This window comes from Phyllobacterium bourgognense (assembly GCF_003337575.1).
In the GTDB taxonomy this organism is placed as follows: Bacteria; Pseudomonadota; Alphaproteobacteria; order Rhizobiales; family Rhizobiaceae; genus Phyllobacterium; species Phyllobacterium bourgognense.
Genome location: NZ_QPJM01000040.1, coordinates 1 through 17,628 on the forward strand (window position 1 = coordinate 1; position 17,628 = coordinate 17,628).

Consider the following 17,628-nt stretch of genomic DNA (forward strand, 5'->3'; position numbering starts at 1 on the left):
CCGGGCGTCTTCGTCGTTGCCGACATGTCGCATCCGCGCATCTCGGAGCGCATGGAAGACCTGAAGATGGGCAAGGGTCCGTATTTCACCTTCCATCGGCCCTATCACCTGACCTCGCTGGAAGTGCCGCTGACCTGCGCCCGCGTGGTTCTCTACGGCAAGGCCGACATGGTGCCGCTGGCCAAGCCGGTTGCCGAGGTCTGCGCCGTCGCCAAGAAGGATCTGAAACCCGGCGACAGGCTCGATGCGATTGGCGAATATTGCTACCGCGCGTGGATCATGACGGCGGGCGAAGCAAGGGTCGCCGGTGCCATCCCCTGCGGCCTGCTGCAGGGCGGCAGCGTCACGACAGCCATCAGCAAGGGCGAACTCATCACCAGCGCCAACGCCGCCCCCGCGCAAGGCTCCAGGATCGTTGAACTCAGGGCCCGCCAGGACAGGCTGGTTTATGGGGCGTGAGCCTCGAAAGCATCTAAAGACAGGGAGTGCCGACATGGCATCCGCCAGAAATTCAAGCGCCAAGCGCCATGACGATGGTAGCAACCTTCCCTTCGCGTTTCGGCATTATCCGCCGGAACAGCTGAAGGAAGCACTGCGCAAGATGTATCTGATACGCCGCTTCGAAGAGGGCGCTGAGGAGTCGTATACGCGCGGTCTTATCCACGGCACCATGCACCTGTCTATTGGTCAGGAAGCGAGCGCGGTTGGCATTTCAATGCCGCTCGCCGAAGATGACATGATCACCTCGACACATCGCGGTCATGGTCACTGCATCGCCAAGGGCGCGGAAGTCTCGAAAATGTTCGCCGAGTTCTTCGGCAAGGAAACCGGATACTGCAAGGGCCGTGGTGGCTCCATGCATATCGCCGACGTCTCCAAGGGCAATCTCGGTGCGAATGGCATCGTCGGTGGCGGTATCCCGATTGCCGTTGGTGCCGCTCTGTCCGCAAAGAAGCAGAAGAACGGCAAGGTCGTCATCTCCTATTTCGGCGATGGCGCCAACAATGAGGGCGCATTTCATGAAGCGCTCAACATGGCTTCAATCTGGAAGCTGCCGGTGGTTTTCGTCTGCGAGAACAATGGTTATGGCATGTCCACATCGACCAAGCGTTCGACGGCTGTTGCCAATGTTGCTGATCGCGCGGTCGCCTACAACATGCCGGGCGTTGTCGTCGATGGTAACAATCTCTCCGATGTCGCCGAAGCCTCGCACGATGCGGTGGAACGGGCGCGCCGGGGTGAGGGGCCAACCCTCATCGAGTGCAAGACCTATCGTCATCGCGGTCATTCGAAGAGCGACCGAAACCGCTATCGCACTAAAGAAGAGATCGAGGACTGGATCAGCAATCGCGATCCGATCCATCTGTTCGAAGATCAGCTCAAGGAATTCGGTTTCGTCAACGACGCCGACATCGAAGCGATCCGTACAAGCGCCGAGGCGGAGATTGCCGAGGCGATCGAATTCGCCAAGAACAGCCCATCGCCTACCCTCGATAATCTGACACGCGACGTCTACACGGTTGATATCTAATGAATGAGATAATCCGCGAGCTGAGCTATTCGCAGGCAATCCAGGAAGCCATGGCTATTGCCATGGAAGCCGATGACCGCGTGTTCCTGATGGGCGAGGACATCGGCGTCTACGGCGGCGCTTTTCAGGTGACGGGTGATCTCGTGCATCGTTTCGGTGAAGATCGGGTGATGGACACGCCGATCTCCGAGCTTGGCGGTGCGGGTGTTGCCGTCGGTGCGGCCTTGACCGGAATGCGGCCAATCTTCGAGTTCCAGTTTTCGGATTTCGCCGCGCTGGCGATGGAACAGATCGTCAATCAGGCGGCCAAAATTCGCTATATGCTTGGCGGTGCCGTCTCGGTGCCTCTGGTGATGCGCTTTCCTGCCGGCTCCGGTACAGGCGCCGCGGCGCAACACAGCCAAAGCCTTGAGGCGTGGTTTGGTCACGTACCTGGCCTGAAGGTTATCCAGCCGTCGACGCCGTATGATGCCAAGGGCATGTTGCTCGCGGCCATCGAAGACCCGGATCCCGTCATGATTTTCGAGCACAAGCTGCTCTACAAGATGAAGGGTCACGTTCCGGAAGGGCACTATACCGTGCCGATCGGCAAGGCTGCTGTCGTACGCGAAGGAACCGACCTGACCATCGTTGCTTCGGCCATCATGGTGCACAAGGCACTGGAAGCGGCGCGTGAGCTCGAAAAAGAAGGCATCAATGTCGAGGTCGTCGATTTGCGCACCGTGCGTCCGATGGACAAGGAAACCATCATCGCCAGTGTCAAAAAAACGTCGAAGCTGATGTGCGTCTATGAAGGCGTGAAAACGCTTGGCATCGGGGCAGAAGTCAGCGCGATGATCGCCGAAAGCGAGGCCTTCGATTATCTCGATGCGCCGATCGTGCGCCTTGGTGGGGCAGAAACGCCTATTCCTTATAATCCGGAGCTCGAGAAGGCGACGGTGCCGCAAGTGCCCGGTATTCTGAAGAGCGCCCGCGACCTCGTTAAAGGGATACGTTAAGCCATGGCCGTCGAGGTGATCCTGCCCAAGGTCGATATGGATATGGAAAGCGGCCAGATTTCGCGCTGGTACGCCAAGGATGGCGATGCTGTCACCAAAGGGCAGGTGCTGTTCGAAATCGAGACTGACAAGGCAGCCATGGAAGTGGATGCACCGTCTTCGGGCATTTTGCGCAATGTCACGGCGGCGGAGGGCACGACAGTTCCTGTGGGCCAGGCAGTAGCGTGGATCTTTGCCGAAGGTGAGGCCTACACGGATGCGCTGCCAACAAACGGTGCCGATGTACCGGCAGTTGTTGCGCCAGCGGCAAAGCCTGCGGCTGAATCGGTGGAAACCGCGCCCGCAACAACGACAACGACCGCTGACAAAGCTGACGGCGTTCGTGCGACGCCCCTTGCCCGGCGGGTTGCCAAGGAAGCTGGCATTGATCTGACGTCGGTTTCAGGGTCTGGACCCAAGGGACGCATCCAGAAGAAAGATGTCGAAAATGGCGTCGCGCAGGGTGCGGCGGTCGCAAAGCCCGTCGTGCAGGTTCGCGAACCTGCCGTTCAAGCCGGTGCTCCGCTGCACGCGGCATGGCTGCGTGAAGGCAAGAATTCGGAGCTCGCGCCGCTTGTCCTGATCCATGGCTTCGGCTCCGATCTCAACAGCTGGAGACCGATGCTGGGCGGTGGAACGCTGGACAATCCGATCCTTGCCATCGATCTGCCCGGTCATGGCGCTTCGTCGCACACCATTCCAGATGATCTGCATGCGATTGCCGAATTGGTTGAACAAACCGTTGCTGCCTGTCACTCTGGACCAATAGTCTTGGTCGCGCACTCGTTCGGCGGCGCGGTCGCAACCGAAGTGGCTGCCCGCAGCCATCTCGATATTCGTGCGCTGGTCCTGATTGCATCGGCCGGGCTTGGACCTGAAATCAGTGGTGCGTTTCTTTCAGGGTTCGTCCGGGCTCGTACTGAGCCGAGCCTCGTCGCGTGGATGAAGCAGCTGGTTCAGGATGAAAATCTTTTGACCAAGCCATTTATCAGCGCAACGCTGGCTCAATCGCAAAATGTGGCTTTGCGCGATGCGCAGCAGCTCGTTGCCGACCGTTTTTTCGCTGACGGAACGCAGGTCATCGATGTCAGACAAACCCTTGCCAATCTGACCATTCCGGTCCGTGTGATTTTCGGAGCAGCCGATCGGGTGATCCCGGCGACACATGCCGCGGGGCTGCCGGGCGAAATCGCTGTGCATCTCTTTGCCGGGACCGGACATATGCCGCAGCTGGAACAGCGTGAAAAGATCATGCGGATACTGGCAGAGGTCAGCCGTTCGGTAGCGTAGTGCTGCTCGACTTTGGCGAAACAAGCGCCCGCTGAATGGCACTGCGGGCCGAAGCCAGATTTGGCATGATCCAGTTGGGCTCCGCGCCGAGGAACCTGTCGAGAAAGGCGATCGCTTGATCTGGCATCTCGCGGACATTCTCGCGGTATGACCACCATGTGCGCAGATCGTCCGCGCATGCGTCGATCTTCGGAGCGGTACCAAATTCCTGCTCGCAAATTGCGGCGATCGCGCCGACACAGTAATTGGTATAGAGGAACCCTTCAGGCCAGAACGCGATAATCTCCTGCATTTCTGTCAGCTGCGATTCGCTCTGCTTGGGATGGCTTCGAACCGTTGCCGGTCCTATGGTGATAAGCTCTTTGAGCACAAGGCCCGCAGCGAAGATGATGAAATCCTTGCGATCGATCTGTGCATAAGACTTTTGTTGCTCAACCGTCTCGACCCAGTTGAGAAAAGCCCGGGTCAGCCTGGTTTCGTCGATGGCAAAATGATAACCATAATGTTCCGCAATCAGCGCGGCATTCTTGCGAAAAGCCATGCGAAACCAACGCAGTTGGCGAAGCCTGTGCCGTAAATCCGGCATATGGACCAATTCGTCTCTGAACAGAAAATCCATGCCGTTCTCACCTTCAAATTCATTGTATCACGTCATACGCTGTCATGCAGCACAAGCCAAGTTCTAACGGAACTGAAATCATACATATTGACATTACAAAAAACAAATGTTCTATATTTTTTCGTTCGATCATAGCATATGTTTGCGGTCGGGCGTTGGGAGGTTGAAGACATGGCAATGTGGCAATGGGGATTGCTTGCCCTTGGGATTTTGTGGGCGTTGCAATCACTGGGCGTCTGGTACCAGATGCGCCACTACGGCGATGTGATGAAGGGCATCACTTCCAAATACAATGATGGTTTTGTTGGCGCGGGGAATGTTCGCGGCCGTTTTGGCAAAGGCGTGATCGTTCTTATTCTCGTCACGCCGGACCTCGTGGTTCAGCGTTTTCTCGTGATGAGTGGCAGATCGGTTTTTGCGAAATTCAAGCGGCGCGAGGAGTTTGAGGGTATCTCGCTGAACGCATTGCGCACCGATCCTGTGATGACGGGTCTGGGAGAGCCGAATATCGCCAAGGCGGCGGAGCGTGCAATCGAACAGATAGACAAGGCCAGGGCAGAGCCGAAACGGCCCGGTCTAATCGGGATCAAGCCAGTCAACGCATAGGGACGGTCGTTTGGAAAACGGTCGATAAGGAGGAGGGAACATGTCAATTTTAACAATGCTGGCGCAACATGCGGACATAGCCGCGCACCATATCTCGGTGGCGGGATCGATGGTCTCGGATGCGGCGCTCCACGGCAAGCAAGCCATCACGCATGCGGGCAACGATCTTGTCGTGCTTGCGCAATCGACGGGGGATATCACTGTCGAGGAATTCAAGGACAAGCTGAAGAATGTCCAGCAGGAGGAGCAGCTCGGCTGGCTGACCAACGTCGGTAAATACTTCATCGGTATCTTCCAGAAGGGCGGCGAGGTTTTCGCCGGATTTGTAACAGGCATTATCCCGACGCTTGTCGTGCTGATGACCGCATTCTACGCTTTGACGGAACTTGTCGGTGAAGAACGTGTGCATGGTATCGCTCGGGGTGCAGGTCGTATTGCACTGACGCGCTACACCGTCTTGCCCGTGCTTTCCGTCTTCTTCCTCACAAACCCGATGGCTTATACGTTTGGTTCATTCCTCGAAGAAAAGCACAAGCCGGCATTCTACGATGCGGCCGTATCCTATGTGCATCCACCGCTTGGTCTGTTCCCGCACATTAATCCCGGCGAATATTTCGTTTGGGGCGGTATTCTCGTCGCGCTTCTCGAACTTGAGAAAAAAGGCGCGGTTCCCGTCGGCTATCACATCAACGTCGCCATCTGGTACGCGCTCGTTGGTCTGGTTGTCATCCTCCTGAAGGGTATGCTGACCGAGCGCATTACCGCCATCATGGCACGCCGTCAGGGCATTGAACTTTAAGTCGGGGCGGGGAGAAGTAAAATGTCAAAGACCTATAAGGCAGTAAAAATTTCCAGAGGCAGTAATGGTTGGGGCGGCCCGCTCGTCATTCAGCTGACGCCTGAGCGTAACAAGGTCGTGTCCGTCACCGGTGGCGGCATTCATCCTGTCGCGCGCCGCATTGCAGAACTCACGGGCGGAGAGGCGGTTGACGGTTTCAAGGCGCCCCCGGTTGAAGGCGAGATGGGCGTAGTTGTCGTAGACTGCGGCGGTACGGCCCGCTGCGGTGTTTATCCGCGCAAACGTATTCCGACCGTCAATCTGACGCCGGTCGGCCAAGCAGGGCCCTTGGCGCAGTTCATTACTGAAGATATCTACGTTTCAGGTGTAAAAGAGGCCAATATCGAACTCGCCGACGGGTCACAACCGGCAGCAGTTGCAGGAGCAAGATCGTCCCAGGACTCGCCTCCGACGCCTGCAGAACTTGCCGCATCCATGGCAAGCCGGACTGCAGCGTCGGACAACGGTGAAGGTGGGTTGATAGGCTTTATCAGCACTATCGGCCGAGCGATGGGCCGTGTGGTCGGCATTTTCTTCAATGCCGGTCGCCGTACCATCGATCAGGTCGTGCGCAACGTTCTGCCGTTCATGGCGTTTGTGACCATGCTGATCGGCTTCATCCTTTATACCGGGATCGGCGATGTGCTGGCGCAACCAATGGGACCGCTTGCCAACAATATCGTCGGTTTGCTGATCCTTTCAGCCATCTGCGGCCTGCCGTTCCTGTCGCCGATTTTGGGACCAGGTGCGGTTATCGCCCAGGTTATCGGCGTCGCGATTATCGGACCGCAGATCGCCAACGGCACGATTTCACCGGCAATGGCTCTGCCTGCACTGTTCGCCTATAATACACAGGTAGGCTGTGACTTTGTCCCGGTTGGCCTGGCGCTCGGTGAAGCCAAGCCCAAGACGATCGAAATCGGCGTGCCAGCGGTTCTGATCAGTCGCCAGATCATGGGGCCTGTATCGGTGGTTATAGCCTGGATCGTCAGCCTGATCGTATTTTGAGTTCAATAAGAAAAAGAGGTTCGCCATATGTCAGTCCTATTGAAAACACGGGTAACAGCCGTCGGACCTGAGGTGGCGGATCTTGCCGAGGGAGGCGTGGTCATCCTGTTTGCGGATGGCGCGCCGCCTGAACTTGCAGAAGTCTCGATCCTGCATGCTGTCGAGGGCAAGCCTTCCGACGAGACACCGTCAGTAGGGGCTGCAATCCATATTGGCGATGTCTCTGCCAGCATCACCGGTATTGGCGATTATGCCTGGCAGAAGGTCAAAGATATTGGACATGTCGTCATTACGTTCAATGGGTCCGATCAAGTTGAACGCCCAGGCGAAATTTGCGCATCGGAAATCGATACGGCTGAGCTGGTATCGGCGTTGAAAGTTGGAACGACGATTACCATCGGGTAATGAATTATCGAAGAGAGATTTGAATGGAACGCTCGACAATAGTGCGGGTGCATGACGGATTGCATGCGCGGCCAGCCACAAGATTTGTCAAACTCGCAAAGGGTTTCGAGTCGGATATCGAGCTGATCAAGGCCGACAAATCCGTCAGTGCCAAGAGTTCCGTGAAGCTGATGCTGCTAGGCGTCAAGGAAAACGAGACAGTTACCGTAAGGGCGAGCGGTGCCGATGAGATCGAGGCAATCGAGGCACTGATCGGATACCTTGAAGATCCGCATGCAGGCACGGCGGAAGAAGACAGAGCTGAAAAAGCACCTGCCGAGCCCACGCCTGTTCAGCCCAAGGCCTTCTCGGCAAATTCCAATACCTCAGCCACGGGCAAATTGCGCGGGGTTGCTGCCAGTGAAGGCTTTGCCATCGGGCCAGCCTTCGGCTTTTTCCCGGCGGAAATCAAACATGAAAACCGCCTGTTGGCAGCGAACGAAATACCGGCAGAAGCCGGGCGACTGACGCAGGCTTTCGCGACCGTGCAACATCGCATGGACATGTCATTGGCCGCGACGGATCTCGCAGAAAGCGACCGCGGCATTATCGCTGCTCTCAAGGATATTGCCTGCGACGATGAGCTTACACAGGCTGCGGAAGCGCTGGTGAAGGAAGGCATGGATGCGGTTTCTGCTGTCATCGGCGCCACGTCACGAATTGCGGCGGATTTCGCTTCAATGGATGATCCTTACCTCAATGCCCGAGCTGACGACGTGAACGCAGTCGGGCGGCAGATTTGCCTGGCGCTGCTAGGGCAGGACGATGCCAATCTCGAGGCCATTCCTACCGGTGCAATTCTGATCGCCGACGATATCGGTGCGTGGGATCTGGCCCGAGCGCCTCTAAAGCGCATTGCCGGTGTCATATGCGGCCATGGTGGCGCTACATCGCATGTCGCGATCATTGCCCGAGCCCACGGGATTCCCGCGGTTCTCGGACTTGGACAGTCAGTGCAGGAATTGCAGCACGTCAGGAGTGTTGCGCTGGATGGTAATAGTGGTGATATCTTTCCCGATCCGGACCAGATGACGGTCGATCGCTTCCATGCGCAAATCGGCGTAGCGGATACGGAAAGGGACGCGTTGAAGGCCTACAAGAATATCGTACCGAAACGCGCTGACGGCACGATCATCGAAATTGCAGCCAATCTCGGCTCTCTGGACGAGATCGAAGCGGCGCAGGAAGCCGGTGCCATGGGCGTTGGCCTGTTTCGCACCGAACTGCTGTTCATGCGGCACATTCACCTGCCATCGGAAGATTTGCAGACCGAAACCTACACGACGCTTGCTAAAGCGTTCGCGCCACACCCTGTGATTGTTCGCACGCTGGATATTGGCGGCGACAAGCCGATATCCGGTATTGATTTTCCGGATGAAGAAAATCCGTTTCTGGGCTGGCGCGGTATTCGCATGTGCCTCGACCGGCCGGATGTTTTCAAACCGCAATTGCGTGCGCTCCTGCGTGCCGCCGTGCATGGCAACATCAAGGTCATGTTGCCGATGGTCTCCGATCTTGGCGAAGTTCGCGCTACGCGCAGCTTGATCGACGAGTGTGCCGCAGAACTCAAAGAAGAGGGGAGGGACTACGCGAATTTCGACCTTGGTGTCATGGTCGAGACACCAGCAGCCGTCATGATTGCACCCATGCTGGCCAAAGAGGTGGCGTTCTTCTCCATCGGTACCAATGACTTGACCCAATACATCATGGCAGCTGATCGCCTCAATCCTACTGTTGCAAAGTTGAATGACGTGACACATCCAGCGGTAATGGCAGCGATCGAACTTACGGTTAAAGCTGGTGTCGAGGCTGGAATCATGGTCGGTATGTGCGGCGAAGCCGCAGGCCGCGCTGATCTCATCCCGGCATTCGTCAATATGGGGCTGACGGAACTCAGCATGAGTCCGGCATCCATTCAACGTGCAAAAAAATGCGTTTGGGAATTAGGGCAGGTGGGGAATCAAGAAGGCGAATAGCTCGGACAAGGCTTTCATCTTGTCGGGTGCAGCGATTGCCTGATCGAATTTGTCCTCGCGAGCCCGCAAAGCCAATAACGCGCTCTCGACCAATCTTTCATCGTCCGGTTCATGAGCCGCATAGGTGGCAAGACCGATCGCAAGGGCGATGGCGGAAAAGCACAAATACTGCGTGCCCAGATCCGGTCGTTGCCCGGTATACCCAGGCAATGGCAAATGCGCGGATTGATATTGTGATTGCAACTCAATCACCAGCTGAGCGCATCCGTCTGCGATGTCGTTCAGATCACCATCCTTTGCGCCAAACAATAAAGCCCCGTGGCGGCGAATCATCCTAGCGTGCACGGATGCGAATGTTGATTCGTGAATAAGCGCGTTACGCGATCCCAAAACACTCAAGATACGCTTCGTCAGGTAATAGACGTCGCGCCGGAACAGCGCCTCGCCTTTGTTTGCGTCAACGGGAAAATACACGTCGAGACTGCGCGCTTCGATGGGTGTCGAATGGGCAGACGGATCTTGCGAAACCAGAGAGATCGAAATTGTTTCTGCTGCAGTCAAAGCCTTGTCCACTGCGCGCGCAGCTGTATCGAACAGGATATCGGGCAGGTCCTGAGGGACGGGCTTGCTATCCTGCCGGCTTGCCCTGATCAGGTGGCGCACATCGCGCAACCGGTCTTTCAAACCGACGACAATCTCGCTTGAAATATCCCGGATCATGATGGCGTACCTCTGTGCGCAAGTGGATAATCGTTTGTACCTTTTTTTCTTGGCCTGCTAAACAACATTCTCGTGAGGTGTAGTGTGAAGGTCGCTCTGGCTTGATGCAGCATTGCTGCTTTGACGGAACGGGAGCGATCAAAGGGGGGATGATTGAGCGATCGACGCAAGCGAACGAATGGTACGACGAAGAGCCTCCAAAAGACTCCTCTGGATGTGGGGCAGCCGGACACCAAAATCAGCCGGATGCGCATGCGCGCCGCCTGGATGTACTATATCGAACAGATGACGCAGAACGAGATCGCCGAAATTCTCGGCGTCGGACGGGTGACCATTGTGCGCATGCTGGCCGAAGCGCGGGCGCGCAACGAGGTCAAGATCGGAATCCAGGGCTATCTTTCGGATCTCGTCGCACTGGAAAGGCAGGTGGAAAAGCAATTCGGTCTCGACAAGGTGATCATCGCGCCATTGTCGCATCCGGACAGCGATCCGATCCCGGCGATAGCGGCGGCCACCGGCGATTATCTGTCCGGGATCGTCAGCAATGGCATGCGCGTCGGCGTCGGTTGGGGGCGGACGCTTCTCAACACCTTGTCCTATCTCGAAGCACGGACGCTCGAGAACTTTACGGTGATCTCACTGTTGGGGGGAATCAGCCAGCCGCGGCGCTTCAACCCGGCGGAATTTGCCTGGCAATTCGCACAATTGTTCCAGGGCGATGGCTATCTCATTCCCGCTCCTGCCATGGTGGACAGTATCGAGACCAAAACCGCCTTGATTGAACGCTGCGGGTTGAAAAGCGTATTCGAGATGGCCGAGGACCTTGATCTCGTTCTGCTCAGTGTCGGCGCTATCGAAACGGCCTCCAGCACGCCTTACCATATCGGCTTCCTCAATCAGGGCCACCAGGCTTCCCTGGCGGAACGCGGTGCCGTTGGCGATCTTCTGTTCCATTTTTACGACAAGGAAGGCCAGCTGGTGGACCATCCCATCCATGACCTCGTCATGTCCGTCGGCATCGACACGGTGCAGCGCGTGCCGGCGCGGGTATTGACGTCTGGCGGCAAGGAAAAGATCAGGGCGCTTTATGGCGCGATGGCGCTCGTTCGACCGACAGTGTTTATCACCGATGAGGAAAGTGCCCGCCGCTTGCTGGTGCTCGCCGAACAGGAAAAGGGGTGAGCTTTGCTTGCAATTTCCATTGGAAATCAGAACAAGAGCGCCGGGTAACCCAAGTCAGGGATTGCATTCGCGATTTTTCACGTTATTGATCGCGGGAGACGCGCGGCCAATTCCACTGCGTCTGATTTCAGGTGGGGCCTGTAGCTCAATTGGTTAGAGCCGGCGGCTCATAACCGCTTGGTTGGGGGTTCGAGTCCCTCCGGGCCCACCAACAACAAAGCGTGCTCTGGGGACGCCTTTTTAAGATTTGCGAGAACGCTCGCTGGGGTACTCGGAACCGGCTGCGAGTGGGCTACAAGGCGTGGGAGCTATACCACGAAAACTTCATGCCGTCCGTTGTTCGTTGCATCGAGAAATAGAACATCATCCCAGATGGATATGAGCCCGGCCTTCATTGGTCGTGATTTACGGCAACTCCGCCACCCCCTGTAAGCCATCTTGCATCGAACCAGCGATCAGCCGGCCCGTCATAGGGCAGCCGCGTGACATCCCAGTGGCTGACGAAGCGTGCATAGGCGTCCCAGACCGGTGGGCCGCCGCCGATGAAAACGACACGGCCAGCAAAGCGCCTGAGAGTTTCCTCGGGATCCATGCTGGAGCGAACGACGACAAGTTCCCGATCCGCCCTAGCAAAATCCGGAACGCTCGCAATCGTCTTGGGGCCGGCGAGCAAGATGTGTCCTCTCGTGAGGTCGAAAAACCGTGCAACGTCCGCCACGAACTCCGGCGACCGGTCGCCTTCCCATGGAAGGCCGCCTTTGAGGCCTAGCTGACCCGCTTGGCCGATGGCACAGATAACCCTGACGACAGCCTTCTTCATGAGAACTCCATCCCTAGGTGGTCTGATGGACATGTCGCAACGTTTTGGTTACCGAGGCATGGAGCAACTTGCCTTCAGCCTCGTCCGCGTCGACGCGCTTGATTGCTTCGCCGAGCTTACGGAAGTTCGATCTCGCCGTCCACCACGTGAGTAAGGCCCGTTCCTTCCGCTGTCAGCGTCATGCGGACTTTCAGTTTCTTGCCGCTGATTTGTCCCTCGCGCACCGTCTCCTCGATCTTGCGCTGTGAGTCTCCTCTGGAACTGGATCCGCTTAGAAGCTGATGGCCGCTACATCATCGCGATTGTAGGATTGGATCGACTCAAGGAAGTTTGGGGTAGTGGATTCAAAGGAACAGGTGAGGATATTCGCCAGAGTGACAACCCGCACTTTGCCAATTCGGTCAGTTCGTCGGAGCTCAATGGTCGTGAGAAGAGACTTAAAGCCGAGCCGGGCGTGTCTCTGGCTGAGCGTTTTTGGAGCAAACCATGACAAATGACGAGTTGCAGATTCAATCGAACGCACAGCCGTGGCCGGCGCTGGCAGGCATTATAGCGACGGTTTCTGTCTTCGCTATCGCGCAAGGGCTGAGCTATCCTTTGCTAAGTTTTATCCTGCAGCGGCAAGGCATGTCGCCCGGCACGATCGGCTTGTCGGCGGCGATGACGCCGCTTGGTTTTATCCTGTCGGCGCCGCTCATCCCATGGCTGTCACGCCGCTTCGGGGCAGGGCGAACTGCGCTGTCGTGCGCCGGCCTGGCAGCATTGCTGCTTGCACTTATCGGCTGGCAGCAGAACGTCCTCCTGTGGTTTCCGCTCCGTTTCCTGCTCGGGTTTGCGGTCAATCCGCTCTACGTGATCAGCGAAACTTGGATGATCGCGCTGACGCCGCCGGCAAAGCGTGGCCGCATCATGGGCGTCTATACATCGGTGATTTCCGCCGGCTTTGCGTTGGGGCCGCTCACTCTGACCGTCGTTGGAACGCACGGCTGGCCGCCTTTCCTGGTCGGCATCACGGCTTTTGTGCTGTGCGGACTTTGCCTGCTCAGGGTGCTGCCGAAACTGCCTGAATTCGATAACGGTCACACGCAGCAGGCTTCTGTAAGGGGTTTCGTAGCGCAGGCGCCGCTGCTGCTATTTGCGGTGTTCAGCGCCGCCGCATTCGAGCAAGTAACGCTGGCGCTGATGTCGACCTATGGCCAAGGTTACGGCAGCCCGGAAGCCAGGATATCAACGCTGCTCGCTGTCTTTGTCGCCGGCAATGTCGCGCTGCAGGTTCCCCTAGGTATGTTGGCCGAAAGGCAGGGCTCGAAGCGGGCGCTGAGGTTCTGCGCGCTGACGACGGCGCTTGGCTGTCTGCTGTTACCGCTGTCGTTCAATTCGGTGTTTGTCTGGCCGATCGCGTTCGTTTGGGGCGCCACGTCGTTCGGTATATACACCATGGCTCTGATCGAACTAGGGGAACGTTTTTCCGGCTCGATGCTTATGGCCGGCAATGCGGGTTTCGCCATGGTATGGGGTGTCGGCGGCATCGCTGGTCCGCCGGTTACCGGCGCGGTCATGGAACTGGTCGGTATCCAGGGATTTGCGCTGACCCTCGGCCTGCTTTGCCTCGCACTCGCCGCAGCGCAAGGTATTCAGGGCAGGCGATGACTGGAGCGTTTGGTTAGTGAGCGGTGCTGAGTGGCGTACACCCATTTTGTTAGTTGTCGCTTTGCCCTTAAAGGTGAGATGAGCAATTCAACAAAATCAATGGCGATGCTTTGCCATTAAACATGATATTTTGCCTTTAAAATCGAGATTTTCTTGCCTGTAAAAGTGAGACAGCGTTTACAAGCCGCGGTGGGCGGGACGAAGTTGGCGGCCATTATTTCGTGACCGGGAGTACCGATTAAACGGCAGTTCGGGATCGCACCCTTCTTACCCCTTCGACGCGAAGGGTATTGCGGCTTTGGCGTTACCGTGATCTCGGATGGCGCTGAGATCCTCAAACGGTTGCCCCGCGCGATGCCGAGGCCGACAATCCACATCATCGATGGCAGAAACCGAACTATGCGGCCCTGTCCAGAAGTCCTAGTTTTCGGGCGCGCAATCGCGCCAAGCCTAGCACGCTGTCGATAAACGGTGTCGGCAGATTAAGGATCGTTCCTATGTCATGTGCTACCGTCAACAAGGCATCCAGCTCAACGGGTTTTCCGGCTTCTGTATCCTGTAACATCGAAGTCTTGAAAGCACCCAACGCCCTGGCTCTTCCGATCACCTCAGTCGTCGAAGCGTCCATCGGAATATTGATGGCCTCGCCGATCGCCGCAGCTTCCTGCATCATGTGGACGCAGAGTTCGTAGACCAGAGGATCATTGATGATGATGTCGCTTGTCTCGCCCGTAAGTAGGCTGATCGGATTGATGCTGAGGTTACCCCACAATTTGTGCCAGATATCATTGCGTATCGCCGCGGTGACGTGACATGAAAACCCTGCCGCGTTGAGCAGGTCCTTGATTTCGTCCAGCCCCTCAACCTGGCTGTTGTCCGCGTAGCCGATAATCAGCTTGTTTCCACCATTGTGCCGGACTTTTCCGGGCGCATCGACAGAGCAGACCATGTAGACGACGCAGCCGACCGTCTGGGCCAAGGGTATAGACTTTTCGACAATCCCATGTGGATCCACAGCAGCCAGCCGTTTGTTGCTGAGTACCCCATTGCTGCCGACGAAGAACCACCAGGGGACGCCATTCATTGCGGTGATGACTTTGGTGTCGGGGTTCAACAAAGGCGCTATGTGTGAGGCCGCATCCTCAAGCGAGGTCGTTTTCACTGACACGATCACGTAATCCTGGGATTCCAGTTGTGAGGGGTCATCGGTTGCCCGAACATGAACACGGTGAGCCTTGCCGTCTTTCGTCAATTGGAGGCCGTCATGTTTGATTGCCGCCAGCGTTGCGTCATGCGCGATGACGCTGACTTCAGCCCCGGCCAGGGCCAGCAGGACACCCATGGTCCCCCCAATAGCTCCAGCGCCGTAGATGCATATTTTTAAAGGTCGGGATTTCGTCATGGTGGGGATTGGTCTTTCTCACAGTTGTCTTTGATAGCTAGTGCGTGGCTTTGGCTATTACATGCGACAGAACTATTGGCTCTCCGTATCACATTGAACGATCGCCACCGATTGGTCTGACTGCCGTCAATGGTGATAAAATCCGGTCGTCCATGACGCGCCAAGGCCCTGCAAATGAATCGTTTTGCCGCCTTCGAGTATCGATAATGCAATCTAAAAACCAGAAAGTTGCACTTTGGCTTTTCCGCATATCTTTTTCGATCCGGGCTCCTGCGCCTTATCAATAATACCGGACGCAAGATCAGACACGATCTCTACTGCAATATCTTCGGGCAATCCTGTTTCCCGCATGCCACCTTTCATTGCTGTATCGCTGGCTTCATCGGTCCCGCATAGGTATGCACGAGCCTCGATCATGGCAGCCTGTTCGAAGTTTATGTTTCTGATTTCATTGGCTTTTTCAGAGACTTCCACCTGGTTCTTGACGTTGAAGGCAAATACAGGTCCAGTGGCTGAGACAAACACAGCCACCGCCAAAATGGGTATCGATGATTTGTAAAAGCACATTTTCCTGCCCATTTCCTGGCGATTATCGCCATTCGATATGGATGTGGACTGCACGCAATCCACGCTGTTTCCATCCGTCTTCAATCCGCCCCCAGATTCTACCGGGAGCGGGGCTTCGAAGTGCATCAACTACTCACAGTATCTGGTAGGAGAATTCCCCAAGTGCGGATATTCGCAGGTATAGGATCCGTAATTATCGTCACGAGGGAAATCCCTAAAGTCCCTGCGGTCGCCAAAGCGATCATGGCTCACCGCAACCCCACGGGCACCGAAGAGGCCACCGGTTCCGAAGATCCCGCCCTCTCGGGATCCATTGTCCCTGCCGCCGAAACTATGATCGCCGCCGCCGAAACCACGGCCGATACCACTATGGTCCCCGCCATGGCCACCGCCATCATGGCCACCACCGTGCGCCATCGATTCAGTTACCGAGCTGGCCGCCATCATTGCGCCCAGAACTGTTATCGCTAAGATAGTTGCTGATTTTCTCATGACTTTACTCCTAAAAGTGGAAACCTCCTGCTTGGAAGGTTTCCGTAACTTAGGAGAGCCAAGTTGTTCACTATATTATACATTGGTTTATGCATGTAGCTCTTATGGTTCTGGTTCATCACCCACGTGGGACGTAGCGGTCAGTTTTGGGTATTTAGGGCGCTTGTTGGACAGTTTAACGGGACTTGATGACGGGTGCCTACGCGTATTGATATGCAATGAGATGGCGATCATCCCAATCGAAGTGAGCGATTCAGGAACAAAATCAATCCAACCGACAAGGCAATCGTTCTGAAAGCACGTACGTATCGTGTCGCCAAGGCTCTCGATCACCCGAAAGCTCAGCCCCTAAGCAGCGCATGCAAAGCAGAATGAATGACTGATCGAAGTGACGCCCTTCGAACACCTGATACCTTAGAAGTTTCCCCGGAAATGCATAGATCACCTTCCCTTACGGAAGCGTTTGCGACAAAGCCAAACAGACTACCGTGCCATCCGAGATGTTTCTTCCTGAACGTCCCACACGAACCCTATTCCATTTCACAGGATAGTCATTGAACTGTCATCAATCTGAGACATAGCCGTCATACAGCGAGCCTATCAAGACCGCGCACAAGCTCGTCTTAGCGATAAGCCGCCTTTTCACGGGTCCTAACGGATCCGATGTTCGATATTCTAAAAGAGGGGCTCCCGTGCGGATCATCCAGATCACCGACACTCATCTCAGCCCTTCCAAAACGCATTTCAATATCAACTGGCAACCGCTGGCAGATTGGATCAATTGGGAAAACCCCGATCTCGTTGTCCACACCGGCGATCTGACTCTCGATGGTGCCGGCACCGACGACGATCTCGCGTTCTCGATCGGTTTGTTGAATGAGTTGTCGGTTCCTGTACTCAGCGTACCGGGTACTCACGACATCGGTCACATGCAGAACGGCGCGCAGACGGTTAACCAGCGGCGCCTCGTTGATGCCGGTGCATGTTTTCGGCGGCGACGGGGCTCGTGTTCCACTGCGCACACCGCTGAAGATCACGTGCGTGCGTGAGTTGACTGCGCAGAGGCATCGGGGCAATCGCTTGCCAGGCAAGCCGCTGGTCGCGCGGCAAGGCCCAAACAGGCAGCCGAACAGGCTTTTCGTCGCCGACAAAGTCGGCATTTCCTTGCTGCGAGACGACTGCTGAAAGAGGGGATTTACAATGTCCACGAAAGAGAGAGAAAAAGCGATTGCGACAGGGGCCTCTCGAGGTATCGGACCAGCCATCGTTCAGCGGCTGGCAGCTGACCGTTTCAATATTATCATCAATTCTGCGTGGCTAAACACACTAAGATTTTCGCAAACCGCTGCAACACTCATTGCTACAGCGGTTTTCCTGCTGGACGCATTGACATCCTTGGACATTGCCATTGCGGTGCTCTACGTGCTCGTAGTCTTGCTATCGCTC

17 protein-coding genes, 1 tRNA gene and 5 pseudogenes are annotated in these 17,628 nt (G+C 56.3%); 15 read left to right on the forward strand and 8 right to left on the reverse strand.

From position 1 onward, the window contains the following. From C7476_RS27165 to C7476_RS27180, 4 genes and pseudogenes are all read left to right on the forward strand, one after another. Positions 1 to 459, forward strand: a pseudogene (locus C7476_RS27165) (homoserine dehydrogenase); the annotation flags it as partial. Positions 460 to 493: 34 nt separating this feature from the next. After that, positions 494 to 1,531, forward strand: coding sequence for a pyruvate dehydrogenase (acetyl-transferring) E1 component subunit alpha (pdhA, locus tag C7476_RS27170; RefSeq protein WP_114433036.1), 1,038 nt, complete (start codon positions 494 to 496; stop codon positions 1,529 to 1,531). Further along, entirely contained in the window at positions 1,531 to 2,529 is a 999-nt protein-coding gene (locus C7476_RS27175) for an alpha-ketoacid dehydrogenase subunit beta (protein ID WP_114433037.1), read from the forward strand. The genes pdhA and C7476_RS27175 overlap by 1 nt, the downstream gene beginning before the upstream one ends. A 3-nt stretch (positions 2,530 to 2,532) precedes the next feature. Continuing rightward, positions 2,533 to 3,858, forward strand: coding sequence for an acetoin dehydrogenase dihydrolipoyllysine-residue acetyltransferase subunit (locus C7476_RS27180; RefSeq protein ID WP_114433038.1), 1,326 nt, complete (start codon positions 2,533 to 2,535; stop codon positions 3,856 to 3,858). On the opposite strand, the gene C7476_RS27185 is transcribed toward C7476_RS27180, so the two are convergent. After that, positions 3,839 to 4,477, reverse strand: a complete 639-nt coding sequence (locus C7476_RS27185; RefSeq protein ID WP_114433039.1) for a hypothetical protein — start codon at positions 4,475 to 4,477, stop codon at positions 3,839 to 3,841. The genes C7476_RS27180 and C7476_RS27185 overlap by 20 nt on opposite strands. 171 nt (positions 4,478 to 4,648) lie before the next feature. Here C7476_RS27185 and C7476_RS27190 point away from each other — a divergent pair, with 171 nt between their 5' ends. The 5 genes from C7476_RS27190 to ptsP are packed head-to-tail and all read left to right on the forward strand — an operon-like array spanning position 4,649 to position 9,349. After that, the gene (locus tag C7476_RS27190) at positions 4,649 to 5,083 is read left to right on the forward strand and encodes a transcriptional regulator GutM (RefSeq protein ID WP_114433040.1); all 435 of its coding nucleotides are present in this window, start codon (positions 4,649 to 4,651) and stop codon (positions 5,081 to 5,083) included. Between the two features lie 40 nt (positions 5,084 to 5,123). Further along, positions 5,124 to 5,882, forward strand: coding sequence for a PTS glucitol/sorbitol transporter subunit IIC (srlA, locus tag C7476_RS27195; RefSeq protein WP_114433041.1), 759 nt, complete (start codon positions 5,124 to 5,126; stop codon positions 5,880 to 5,882). 21 nt (positions 5,883 to 5,903) lie between these two features. After that, on the forward strand, positions 5,904 to 6,929 hold the full coding sequence (srlE, locus tag C7476_RS27200) for a PTS glucitol/sorbitol transporter subunit IIB (protein ID WP_114433042.1): 1,026 nt from the start codon (positions 5,904 to 5,906) through the stop codon (positions 6,927 to 6,929). Positions 6,930 to 6,956: 27 nt separating this feature from the next. Further along, positions 6,957 to 7,334, forward strand: a complete 378-nt coding sequence (locus tag C7476_RS27205) for a PTS glucitol/sorbitol transporter subunit IIA (RefSeq protein ID WP_114433043.1) — start codon at positions 6,957 to 6,959, stop codon at positions 7,332 to 7,334. Between the two features lie 23 nt (positions 7,335 to 7,357). Beyond that, positions 7,358 to 9,349: a phosphoenolpyruvate--protein phosphotransferase gene (gene ptsP / locus C7476_RS27210; RefSeq protein WP_114433044.1), complete on the forward strand. Its 1,992-nt coding sequence runs from the start codon at positions 7,358 to 7,360 to the stop codon at positions 9,347 to 9,349. Here the strand turns inward: ptsP and C7476_RS27215 are convergent. Then, positions 9,317 to 10,069 (reverse strand): hypothetical protein, encoded by a 753-nt coding sequence (locus C7476_RS27215; protein ID WP_114433045.1) that lies wholly within the window; start codon positions 10,067 to 10,069, stop codon positions 9,317 to 9,319. The two genes, ptsP and C7476_RS27215, sit on opposite strands and share 33 nt — an antisense overlap. A gap of 153 nt (positions 10,070 to 10,222) precedes the next feature. Here C7476_RS27215 and C7476_RS27220 point away from each other — a divergent pair, with 153 nt between their 5' ends. Beyond that, positions 10,223 to 11,251 carry a sugar-binding transcriptional regulator gene (locus tag C7476_RS27220; RefSeq protein ID WP_425374034.1) on the forward strand — a complete coding sequence of 343 codons (1,029 nt, stop codon included), beginning with the start codon at positions 10,223 to 10,225 and terminating at the stop codon, positions 11,249 to 11,251. Positions 11,252 to 11,385: 134 nt separating this feature from the next. Further along, a tRNA-Ile gene (locus C7476_RS27225) sits at positions 11,386 to 11,462 on the forward strand. A 180-nt stretch (positions 11,463 to 11,642) separates the two neighbouring features. On the opposite strand, the gene C7476_RS27230 is transcribed toward C7476_RS27225, so the two are convergent. Beyond that, complete coding sequence (locus C7476_RS27230; RefSeq protein ID WP_114433046.1) at positions 11,643 to 12,071, reverse strand: dihydrofolate reductase family protein; 429 nt, start codon at positions 12,069 to 12,071, stop codon at positions 11,643 to 11,645. A gap of 116 nt (positions 12,072 to 12,187) precedes the next feature. Continuing rightward, positions 12,188 to 12,319 (reverse strand): annotated as a pseudogene (locus C7476_RS29015) (DUF6494 family protein); the annotation flags it as partial. Between C7476_RS29015 and C7476_RS27985 the strand changes: the two are divergent. Next, a complete protein-coding gene (locus C7476_RS27985; protein ID WP_147274757.1) occupies positions 12,316 to 12,561 on the forward strand; it encodes a hypothetical protein in 246 nt (81 codons plus the stop codon). The pseudogene C7476_RS29015 and the gene C7476_RS27985 overlap by 4 nt on opposite strands. Then, positions 12,558 to 13,721, forward strand: a complete 1,164-nt coding sequence (locus tag C7476_RS27240; protein WP_114433047.1) for an MFS transporter — start codon at positions 12,558 to 12,560, stop codon at positions 13,719 to 13,721. The genes C7476_RS27985 and C7476_RS27240 overlap by 4 nt, the downstream gene beginning before the upstream one ends. A gap of 397 nt (positions 13,722 to 14,118) precedes the next feature. Here C7476_RS27240 and C7476_RS27245 read toward each other — a convergent pair whose 3' ends face one another. The 4 genes and pseudogenes from C7476_RS27245 to C7476_RS27990 form a co-directional block, all read right to left on the reverse strand. Continuing rightward, a complete protein-coding gene (locus tag C7476_RS27245) occupies positions 14,119 to 15,123 on the reverse strand; it encodes a ketopantoate reductase family protein (RefSeq protein WP_114433048.1) in 1,005 nt (334 codons plus the stop codon). 75 nt (positions 15,124 to 15,198) lie between these two features. Beyond that, a pseudogene (locus C7476_RS27250) lies at positions 15,199 to 15,317 on the reverse strand (IS6 family transposase); the annotation flags it as partial. Positions 15,318 to 15,336: 19 nt separating this feature from the next. Then, positions 15,337 to 15,816, reverse strand: a complete 480-nt coding sequence (locus C7476_RS27255; protein WP_114433049.1) for a hypothetical protein — start codon at positions 15,814 to 15,816, stop codon at positions 15,337 to 15,339. Between the two features lie 3 nt (positions 15,817 to 15,819). After that, positions 15,820 to 16,182, reverse strand: a complete 363-nt coding sequence (locus C7476_RS27990; protein ID WP_147274758.1) for a hypothetical protein — start codon at positions 16,180 to 16,182, stop codon at positions 15,820 to 15,822. Between the two features lie 692 nt (positions 16,183 to 16,874). Between C7476_RS27990 and C7476_RS27265 the strand changes: the two are divergent. Both C7476_RS27265 and C7476_RS27270 read left to right on the forward strand, forming a co-directional pair. Then, positions 16,875 to 17,153: pseudogene (locus C7476_RS27265) on the forward strand (metallophosphoesterase family protein); the annotation flags it as partial. Between the two features lie 229 nt (positions 17,154 to 17,382). After that, positions 17,383 to 17,628, forward strand: a pseudogene (locus C7476_RS27270) (hypothetical protein); the annotation flags it as partial.

Excerpts from the sequence above, each read along its gene's own strand:
- pdhA (WP_114433036.1), top strand. The coding sequence starts at position 494 with ATGGCATCCGCCAGAAATTCAAGCGCCAAGCGCCATGACGATGGTAGC.
- C7476_RS27175 (WP_114433037.1), top strand. The coding sequence starts at position 1,531 with ATGAATGAGATAATCCGCGAGCTGAGCTATTCGCAGGCAATCCAGGAA.
- C7476_RS27180 (WP_114433038.1), top strand. The coding sequence starts at position 2,533 with ATGGCCGTCGAGGTGATCCTGCCCAAGGTCGATATGGATATGGAAAGC.
- C7476_RS27185 (WP_114433039.1), bottom strand. The coding sequence starts at position 4,477 with ATGGATTTTCTGTTCAGAGACGAATTGGTCCATATGCCGGATTTACGG.
- C7476_RS27190 (WP_114433040.1), top strand. The coding sequence starts at position 4,649 with ATGGCAATGTGGCAATGGGGATTGCTTGCCCTTGGGATTTTGTGGGCG.
- srlA (WP_114433041.1), top strand. The coding sequence starts at position 5,124 with ATGTCAATTTTAACAATGCTGGCGCAACATGCGGACATAGCCGCGCAC.
- srlE (WP_114433042.1), top strand. The coding sequence starts at position 5,904 with ATGTCAAAGACCTATAAGGCAGTAAAAATTTCCAGAGGCAGTAATGGT.
- C7476_RS27205 (WP_114433043.1), top strand. The coding sequence starts at position 6,957 with ATGTCAGTCCTATTGAAAACACGGGTAACAGCCGTCGGACCTGAGGTG.
- ptsP (WP_114433044.1), top strand. The coding sequence starts at position 7,358 with ATGGAACGCTCGACAATAGTGCGGGTGCATGACGGATTGCATGCGCGG.
- C7476_RS27215 (WP_114433045.1), bottom strand. The coding sequence starts at position 10,069 with ATGATCCGGGATATTTCAAGCGAGATTGTCGTCGGTTTGAAAGACCGG.
- C7476_RS27230 (WP_114433046.1), bottom strand. The coding sequence starts at position 12,071 with ATGAAGAAGGCTGTCGTCAGGGTTATCTGTGCCATCGGCCAAGCGGGT.
- C7476_RS27240 (WP_114433047.1), top strand. The coding sequence starts at position 12,558 with ATGACAAATGACGAGTTGCAGATTCAATCGAACGCACAGCCGTGGCCG.
- C7476_RS27245 (WP_114433048.1), bottom strand. The coding sequence starts at position 15,123 with ATGACGAAATCCCGACCTTTAAAAATATGCATCTACGGCGCTGGAGCT.
- C7476_RS27255 (WP_114433049.1), bottom strand. The coding sequence starts at position 15,816 with ATGCACTTCGAAGCCCCGCTCCCGGTAGAATCTGGGGGCGGATTGAAG.
- C7476_RS27990 (WP_147274758.1), bottom strand. The coding sequence starts at position 16,182 with ATGAGAAAATCAGCAACTATCTTAGCGATAACAGTTCTGGGCGCAATG.